Origin of the sequence: Streptomyces fuscigenes (assembly GCF_021556455.1) — a bacterium.
Lineage (GTDB): Bacteria > Actinomycetota > Actinomycetes > Streptomycetales > Streptomycetaceae > Streptomyces > Streptomyces fuscigenes.
Window position 1 is genome coordinate 1 of record NZ_JAKGCV010000789.1, and the last position, 1,156, is coordinate 1,156.

The 1,156-nt window shown below is 77.4% G+C and carries 1 protein-coding gene; it reads left to right on the top strand.

The window, feature by feature from the left end; translation table 11 throughout:
* Positions 1-154 precede the first annotated feature (154 nt).
* Positions 155-1,156 (top strand): helix-turn-helix transcriptional regulator (locus L1885_RS28570; protein ID WP_235800035.1); only part of this gene is annotated, 1,002 nt, incomplete at its 3' end.

A 1,156-nucleotide genomic window follows, 5' to 3' on the forward strand; every position in this document is an offset into this window, starting at 1 on the left:
CGCGGCCACCGGCGGTGCCGCGGGCGTGTGGACGGGCGCGCCGCGGGGGCGTCGCGGCGGGCGGCGGGGTCGGCGGGGCCGTCCACGTCGTGCGCACAGCTTCTCGACAGGGATTCCCCCACGTGGAGGGCTCGGCGCCCGGCATGATGGGGAGATGCGCGCTGCCCGCCTGATCAGGATGGTCCTCCTCCTCCAGTCCAGACCCTTGATGACCGCCGCCCAACTGGCCCGGGAGCTGGAGGTGTCGGAGCGGACGATCACCCGGGACGCGCAGGCGCTGGCCGAGGCGGGCGTGCCCGTGTACGCGGACCGGGGCAGGAGCGGCGGGTACCGGCTCGTGGGCGGCTACCGCACGGCGCTGACGGGGCTCGCACGGGGCGAGGCCGAGGCTCTCTTCCTGTCCGGCCTGCCGGGGGCGCTGCGGGAGTTGGGGCTGGCCGACGCGGCGAGCAGCGCGCGGCTGAAGGTGTCGGCGGCCCTGATGCCGTCCCTGCGCGGCACCCCCGACTCGGTGGCGCGGCGCTTCCACCTCGACGCGCCCGGCTGGTTCCAGGAGCCCGAGACGCCCCCCGTCCTGCCGGTGCTCGCCGAGGCCGTCTGGGACGACCGGAGGGTGTCGGCCCTCTACCGCCGCCGGGAGGAGAGCGCGGACCCCGCCGGGCCCGGGCGCGAGGTGGCGCGTGAACTCGACCCCTACGGGCTCGTGTTGAAGGCCGGCGTCTGGTACGTCTGCGCGGCGGCGGGCGCGGCCCGGGAGGACGCCGGGCAGGTCAGGGTCTACCGCGTCGACCGCTTCGTGCTCTGCGAACTCATGGAGGAACGTTTCCGCAGGGACGACGCGTTCGAGCTGGGCGCCTTCTGGGAGGAGCAGGCGGGCGCGTTCGCCCGCTCGCTGCTGCGCTACGAGGTGACCGTGCGGCTGACGGAGGCGGGCGCGGCCCGGCTCCCGTACGTGACCGACCGGGCGGCCGCGCGGGAGGCCCTCGCGACGGCGCCGCCCGCCGACCCCGGGGGCCGGGTCACGGTGCGGCTGGCGACCGAGGCGGAGGACGTCGCGTTCGGCCAGCTGCTGGGCCTCGGCCCCGAGGCGGAGGTGCTGGCCCCGGAACCCCTGCGGGACCGCTTCGGCGCGGCCGCGCGAGGGCTCGCGGGGCTG